This window comes from Microcoleus sp. Z1_A1 (assembly GCF_036700305.1).
In the GTDB taxonomy this organism is placed as follows: domain Bacteria; phylum Cyanobacteriota; class Cyanobacteriia; order Cyanobacteriales; family Microcoleaceae; genus Microcoleus.
Map to the genome: position 1 here is coordinate 1 of NZ_JAUBOR010000066.1, position 6,526 is coordinate 6,526.

General features: G+C 45.1%; 8 protein-coding genes. 4 read left to right on the forward strand and 4 right to left on the reverse strand.

Annotation, left to right across the window (positions count from 1 at the left end; genetic code table 11):
• Window positions 1-286: 286 nt before the first annotated feature.
• The 3 genes from QT973_RS25010 to QT973_RS25020 form a co-directional block, all read right to left on the reverse strand.
• A complete protein-coding gene (locus QT973_RS25010) occupies window positions 287-1,864 on the reverse strand; it encodes a sodium:proton antiporter (protein ID WP_333051392.1) in 1,578 nt (525 codons plus the stop codon).
• Between the two features lie 34 nt (window positions 1,865-1,898).
• Window positions 1,899-2,822: a DUF389 domain-containing protein gene (locus QT973_RS25015; protein ID WP_333210946.1), complete on the reverse strand. Its 924-nt coding sequence runs from the start codon at window positions 2,820-2,822 to the stop codon at window positions 1,899-1,901.
• 260 nt (window positions 2,823-3,082) lie between these two features.
• Window positions 3,083-3,256 (reverse strand): hypothetical protein, encoded by a 174-nt coding sequence (locus tag QT973_RS25020; protein WP_333051389.1) that lies wholly within the window; start codon window positions 3,254-3,256, stop codon window positions 3,083-3,085.
• Window positions 3,257-3,417: 161 nt separating this feature from the next.
• Here QT973_RS25020 and QT973_RS25025 point away from each other — a divergent pair, with 161 nt between their 5' ends.
• The 4 genes from QT973_RS25025 to QT973_RS25040 all read left to right on the forward strand — a co-directional run bounded on the left by QT973_RS25025 (window position 3,418) and on the right by QT973_RS25040 (window position 4,739).
• Window positions 3,418-3,834, forward strand: coding sequence for an MAPEG family protein (locus QT973_RS25025; protein ID WP_333051388.1), 417 nt, complete (start codon window positions 3,418-3,420; stop codon window positions 3,832-3,834).
• 172 nt (window positions 3,835-4,006) lie between these two features.
• On the forward strand, window positions 4,007-4,189 hold the full coding sequence (locus tag QT973_RS25030) for a hypothetical protein (RefSeq protein ID WP_333051386.1): 183 nt from the start codon (window positions 4,007-4,009) through the stop codon (window positions 4,187-4,189).
• Window positions 4,158-4,517 (forward strand): hypothetical protein, encoded by a 360-nt coding sequence (locus tag QT973_RS25035; RefSeq protein ID WP_333051385.1) that lies wholly within the window; start codon window positions 4,158-4,160, stop codon window positions 4,515-4,517. Before QT973_RS25030 ends, QT973_RS25035 begins: the two co-directional genes overlap by 32 nt.
• A gap of 36 nt (window positions 4,518-4,553) precedes the next feature.
• A complete protein-coding gene (locus QT973_RS25040; RefSeq protein WP_333233722.1) occupies window positions 4,554-4,739 on the forward strand; it encodes a hypothetical protein in 186 nt (61 codons plus the stop codon).
• A gap of 197 nt (window positions 4,740-4,936) precedes the next feature.
• On the opposite strand, the gene murD is transcribed toward QT973_RS25040, so the two are convergent.
• The gene (murD, locus tag QT973_RS25045; protein WP_333392458.1) at window positions 4,937-6,283 is read right to left on the reverse strand and encodes a UDP-N-acetylmuramoyl-L-alanine--D-glutamate ligase; all 1,347 of its coding nucleotides are present in this window, start codon (window positions 6,281-6,283) and stop codon (window positions 4,937-4,939) included.
• Window positions 6,284-6,526: the final 243 nt, after the last annotated feature.

Sequence of the window (6,526 nt, forward strand, 5' to 3'; positions counted from 1 at the left end):
GTGAAGCATCTAAATTTAGGATCGCGAATTAAATAACTTACAATTTTAATTGTTATTGTGGGTTGGGCGTCCCGCCCGTCCTTTTGGGACGGGGGGGACGCCCATCCCACACACAAACTTGTGGAAGTTATTTAATTCTCATTCCTAAGCTGTTGGGCATCTAAATTGTATTTTTGGGCAGGCTTTATGGCCCACCCACAAGACTTTTCTTAAATTTGACTATACAACAATTTAAATGCACTTCAGCTTACAACTTATTTCTGTTTATCCTGCAACCGAATTCGCTTTAAGAAACAATTGTCTCATTCCGCTCTTTAAAACATTGCTGCAACACAGAAACAGGCAGCTCCTTCAATTGACCCGATCGCACAAATTCAGCATAAGTATCAGCCTCTATTGCCTCCAAATCCCCTTCGAGTTTGTCGATAGTCATCTGCCGCAGTTCAGGAGATCGATCGTACATTTGATTGATTCCTGCTTGCAGCAAGTTTAATTTTTCTTGAAGCTGACTCACGAGATGATTGGAAAACTCAGGCTCGATTTTACGATCGCCCGATACTTCAGATAGATGCTTGAGAACCCGATTGAGAGCAACACGTTGGGCGATCGCCTCCAGATACTCCTGGCGCAACTCCTGGTTGTTCAACAAGCCCAGTTTTTCCAGCAGCGCCTTGGTGGTTAAACCTTGTACTAGCAGCGTAAATAAAACTACACCAAACACGATCGCAATAATTTTTGGTCGATCGGGCAGAACATGGGGTACGCTCAAAGCTAAAGCAATCGAGACAGAACCCCGCAATCCTCCCCACCAAATTACAGTTTGATCGGGCAATGAAATTTCAGAGTGTCCTAACCAATTGCTCAACCATCCTAAACCAAAAATAGCGATCGCTCGCGTCACAAACATCGCCACTACAGTTATGCCAATCACTCCTAAATTCGTTCCCAAATCAGCAAACCTCATCTGATCGCCAATCAGCAGGAACATGATCGAATTTACAAAAAACGCCAAAAAATTCCAAAATTGTGTCACCGCAAGTCTGGTACTGGGCTGCATACCGATACGAGAGCCGAAGTTTCCAAATATCAAGCCCATCACCACCACACCAATCACCCCAGAACCACCCAATTCCTCCACAATTATATAAGTGCCGTAGGCTGAAACTAAGGTTAACGATTGCTCCACCAAAGGTAAATCAAATGGTTGAGTCAGATAAGAAACTCCAAAACCGATTAAACTGCCGACAACCACCCCAATTCCCACAAAAGCTAAGAAACGCGCAATCAGAATTGGGATGCCAACTTCATCAGTCCCTAGAGAGAATCCCACCAAAAAACTAAAGGCAACAATAGCAATGCCATCATTAAATAAACTCTCTCCCTCCACCAGCAAAGCTAGGCGTTTTTCAACTCCCAGTTCCCGGAACAAGGCAATAACTGAAACAGGATCTGTAGCAGATATACTAGCTCCTACCAACAGGGCGATCGCTAAAGAAACTCCCGCTATTTGGTTGAGAGCAAAAGCCACGCCAGCAACGGAAATAACAACACCCACAACCGCATAAAGAGCGATCGGCACTAAATCCCGCTTGAGTTTAGGCCATTCCAGGTTCCAAGCAGCTTCAAACAACAGAGGCGGCAAAAAAATCAACAGAATCAGTTTTGGCGATAGCGACACCAATCGCACATCTATAAAAGCCAAACCCAACCCAACAATTACTAAAAGCAGCGTGTAGGGAATTTGGCGCAACCAGCCCCATATTTGCGGCAGCACCGCCACACTTAAGGAAACTAATAGCACTAAGAGAAATTGCTTCAGATTGCCCTCTATAGTCACTTGGTTAATTACAGCTTCTGGGGTCATATAATTAGGAATAAAATAGTTAAGGATTCGGTTTTTAGCGGGACTTATTCAGCGTCGATCGCCGCACTTCTTCAACTTGACTCACTTGAAAAATTAAGGTAAATGGTTGACCCATTTCTTTTTCGACAAATGCTTCTAAAAGCTGGACTTGTTTGGGTGTCAAAGCTTCGCTGCTGCGAACAATCAGACGCACTTCCGGCGGTTTCGTCAACCAGTTAGTATCAGTTGCAATCAGTTCCACCCGTTGAAAAGTAATAGTTCGGTTAAGCAACGCCCGCTTCAGACTAGCTTCAAGTTGCGCTTGCTCGATCAATTCCGCAAAACTCACGCCCAGAGGAATTACAAGTATAGCCGTCAATGCTAGCGCCCAAAAGATGGCTTTACGGGCCCGATGCAGGGGGGTGTAGCCGGCCATCAAAAAGGTTAGCATACAGGAGAGAGTAATTCCCAGCAAATTAGTAAGATACAGGAGGCTTGCTCCCAGGCTGAGCGACCAATTAGCTTGAGATAAGCCTAAACCTATAACACAAATTGGTGGCATCAGAGCCACGGCGATCGCCGTTCCCGCCAGAGTAGCAGAAACTTTGGGCTGAACTTTTGCATAGCCACTGATTCCCCCAGCGGCGATCGCAATTCCCAAGTCTAGTAATGTAGGTTTAGAACGAGCTAAAACTTCGCTTCCAAAGTCGGGAATTTGTACCAAAGCGCCCAGAAAACAAGCTAAAAAAATTGCTAGCACCGTCCCGACTGCTAATGCAACTAAACCTTTGCGGAAGATGATAACGTTACCTTCTACCGCTCCAAATGCTAACCCTCGGATTGGCAACATCAGAGGCGCAACGATCATAGCACCGATAATGACGGCTGCACTGTTGGAAAGCAGTCCAAAGGTGGCAATTATACAGGAACCGAGAATTAAGACAAGATAGTTAATATTTAGGGTTGATTCTTCCAACAAGTCAACTCGTATTTGCTTTAGATGCTCTCGAGGAATCCTGCTCCTAGTGAAATATTTAAGACTGTCTCGAATATTGTTGAGCAAAATAATCTCCTTAAGTCGGGGCTTGTATCCGTCACACGATTTTAGATTTTAGATTTTAGATTTTAAATTTACTCCACAGATTTTAGATTTTAGATTGACTACACTGAGGAATCTGGGAGGTTGAACAAAAGTCTAAAATTTGGGCTACTCACGACAAGAGTCGGGGGCTGGTATCCCTATGCAGGTGCGAGCAAAAGAATCAAAATCCCAGCCAGCAAGTTTTCGAGGATGTCCCAGAATCCGAAAGCAATTGTCGCGCCACTAATACCCAGCAGTTGCATCAAATCCCCTGCCTTGAATGACGGGATGGCGATGAATAACGCGATCGGCAATAATTGATTTATAATCAAGATATACCAATCCTTGCAGGAGTCGTAAAAAGATGTAGGGGTAATGCCTTTCTTTGCTTACCTCGGCCTCATGGGGCAACCACGGGGGGTTTGCCCCCTACAATAATTACACAAACGATGCGAGGATTGCTATATATAGTCCACCCCAATAATACCGAATCATGCTCGCAGAAGCAAACGCCACACTTTGGCCTAGTCTAATTACTGTTTCAGCATTAATTCTCTACTTCGTTGTTACCATCAACGTCGGCAGAGCTAGATTCAAATATAAAGTTTCTCCCCCGCAGATGACAGGAAACCCAGACTTTGAGCGAGTGGTGCGAGTTCAGCAAAATACCTTAGAGCAAATGATTCTATTTTTGCCCTCGCTGTGGCTGTTCTCGCAATTTATCAGCCCAATTTGGGCCGCCGGTATCGGCGCAGTTTGGATAATTGGACGTATTTTGTTTGCTTGGGGTTACTATCAAGCTGCCGAAAAAAGAGCGGCAGGATTTGGCATTAGTACCTTAGCTACTTTAGCTTTGCTTGGTGGTTCATTAACAGGCATAATTATGTCGCTGCTGAAGGTGGGAGCGTAACTTCCGATCGACATACTTGTTTTTCTACTCGTTGCCAAGCTCTGCCTGGTTACGCATATCCGGAGGATATGCCTCCACTTTTCCTGTTGAAAAAACGAGGCATATTCTCTGGACAGCGGTTCGCAGGCAGAGTTCGGAAACCAGTTAAATGTAATAAATGTTAGGAGTAAATATGTCAGAAACCAACAAACCCGTATTTGAAATTAACCCGAAACTTTTTCAGCAGCTTGTCGAGTGGCAAGAAAAACTTGAACGAGAAGATGAATTAGCAAGCGAGTCAGAAAACGAGAAACCAACTGAGGTGATAACTCCTCCAGACAGTGATGAACAGCATTCTCAAACAGATAATTTATAGCTGGTGGCTAGCAGCATCTTTGGCATTTCCGGCTGCTGTCTCGGCTCAATCGCTGACACCGAGCCAAATTCAGCAAGTCAATAGCGGTTTGTTTCGTTCTAACTCTCAAGACTTCTTTCAGCAAGGAAATCGCCAACTGGAAAGGGAAATCGCAATTTTGTTGCAAAAAAACGTCGCTTCCCAAGGCAATATTCTGGAGATTGATGAAAAATTGCGCTCTCAGCTTTGTAGCCAATTTAAAATATCGTCGTCGCATTCTGATACAATAAGTGCTGCTCAGATTGCTGATTTTCAGAGCCAATTAAAAGACATTTGCAGACACAATTAAAATGAAAGTGAGGTCAATATTCAAAGTTTAGTGCTAATGGATAAAGAGGCAATGGCAAAGTTAAAAACAGCCATGCTGGAAGCGGAAACCGCTGCTCATTTGGCGGCAATCATTATTGATTATACTCATGAGGAGATAATGATAGCTTTTCAGGAGCTAGAATGGGAAGAGCAGGCTAGAATTAAGGATATTTGGAAGACAGTATGGACGGGGGGTTTATGAAGATTATGGTTAGCCAATTAAAGATGTTGGTGAACCCGCCTCTTGTATCTTGAAAGCGGTAGATTGTGATTGACAGTTGAGTGGGGGCGGGTTTACGAGATTATTGGTTTTAGTCTGTTGGGTGGGGGCGGGTTTACGAGATTATTGGTTTTAGCCATAAATTGTTGGTGAACCCGCCCCTACAGGATTGATGTTCGTTAAATCAGGGATTCGAGGCATAATTGGCGGAAATGATCGCCCCGTTGCTCGAAGTTTTGGTATTGATCGAAGCTAGCACAGGCTGGGGAAAGCAGCACTACTTTAGCGTTGTTTTGTCTGCCTAATTCTGCTGCTCGCGGGATTGCTCGTTCCATTGTTTCGACTATTTCCCAAGCGTTGTAATTTGCTTGTTCGAGCCGATCGGCAAAAATACCTGCCGCATCCCCAATTAGCAACACCCCAGCAGCTTTCGCCTTGATTGTATCAATCCACGCGCGATCGTCCCCTTCTTTGGCGTCGCCGCCCGCAATTAAAATCGCCGGTGCGCTAACAGAAGCCAACCCGACTTGGGCGGCGTCATAATTAGTAGCTTTGCTGTCGTTGATGAAATCTATGCCTTCCCAAGTGCAGATGTGTTCCAGGCGGTGCGAAACTCCGGGGAATTTGGCAATGGCTTGGGCGATCGCACTTTTATCTATCCCCGCCAAATTAGCCGCCGCCACCGCCATTAACAAATTCTGCAAATTGTGTTCTCCCACCATCCGCAAAGAATCAGCAGGCAGAATTTTCTCGCCTTGAGCTATTACCCAACCATCTTGAATATAGGCTCCAAAATCTGTATTTCCCAACAAATCTTTTTCACCTTTGACACTCGTCCAACACGCATCGGGCCAAATGTCAACTCCTTGTTGCCGCAAACAAGGATCGTCGCCGTTGATTACTTGCAATTCCGACTTTTTCAGCAAATGCGCTTTAATGTTGTAGTAATTTTCTAAAGTTTTGTGGCGGCTGAGGTGATCCGGCGTCAAAGTCGTCAAAACTCCGATGCGCGGCGCTACAAACGGCGAGGATTCTATCTGATAGCTGCTGATTTCTGCGATTACCCAATCCGGCTGTTTTTCGCCTAAAGCTAATTCGCACGCAGCATAGCCAATATTGCCGCAAGCGGGAGCGTAAAGCCCGGCCTCTGCAAAAATAGCCGCAATTAAAGCAGTAGTAGTAGTTTTGCCGTTAGTGCCGGTAATTCCCACCCAAGGAGATTTGAGGTAACGCCACGCGAGAGCCATTTCTCCGATTGTTTCAATCCCTAACTCTCTGGCGCGCACTAATGCTGGACTGTCCCAGGGAACGCCCGGACTTACTACTATTAATTCTATAGATTCGACTGGTTCAAAAGATTGACCTAACTCCACATGAATTCCTTCGTTAGCGAATTCCTGTTGCTGTTCGAGCAAGCTTGGGGAAGATGAGCGATCGCTCAGCGTTACTTCCCATCCTTCGCGTTTTAGCAGTCTGGCGGCGGCAATTCCTGATTTTCCTAGTCCAATGATATGAGCTATCGGCATAAGTTGTGTGTGTGATGGAGCGAACTTCCCTGGTTTTATAAGTTTATATCTTAACCTTTTGTTTGCCATCACTCATTGGCAATTAAGCCTAATTGCTAAGCTTTAATGTTATTTCAATCCCGATTTTTAACAAGTACGTTTCTCAAGTTAGTTTGCCCGCTGGCCCCCTCGTTTTCCCCAGGCCCGCCAGGGGTTGAAAACCCCTGTCTAACAGCTAAAGTCAGTTAAAAATGACTAAAAAGC

Coding starts and splice junctions, on each gene's coding strand:
- QT973_RS25010 (WP_333051392.1), bottom strand. CDS start 1,864: ATGACCCCAGAAGCTGTAATTAACCAAGTGACTATAGAGGGCAATCTG.
- QT973_RS25025 (WP_333051388.1), top strand. CDS start 3,418: ATGCTCGCAGAAGCAAACGCCACACTTTGGCCTAGTCTAATTACTGTT.
- QT973_RS25030 (WP_333051386.1), top strand. CDS start 4,007: ATGTCAGAAACCAACAAACCCGTATTTGAAATTAACCCGAAACTTTTT.
- QT973_RS25035 (WP_333051385.1), top strand. CDS start 4,158: ATGAACAGCATTCTCAAACAGATAATTTATAGCTGGTGGCTAGCAGCA.
- QT973_RS25040 (WP_333233722.1), top strand. CDS start 4,554: ATGGATAAAGAGGCAATGGCAAAGTTAAAAACAGCCATGCTGGAAGCG.
- murD (WP_333392458.1), bottom strand. CDS start 6,283: ATGCCGATAGCTCATATCATTGGACTAGGAAAATCAGGAATTGCCGCC.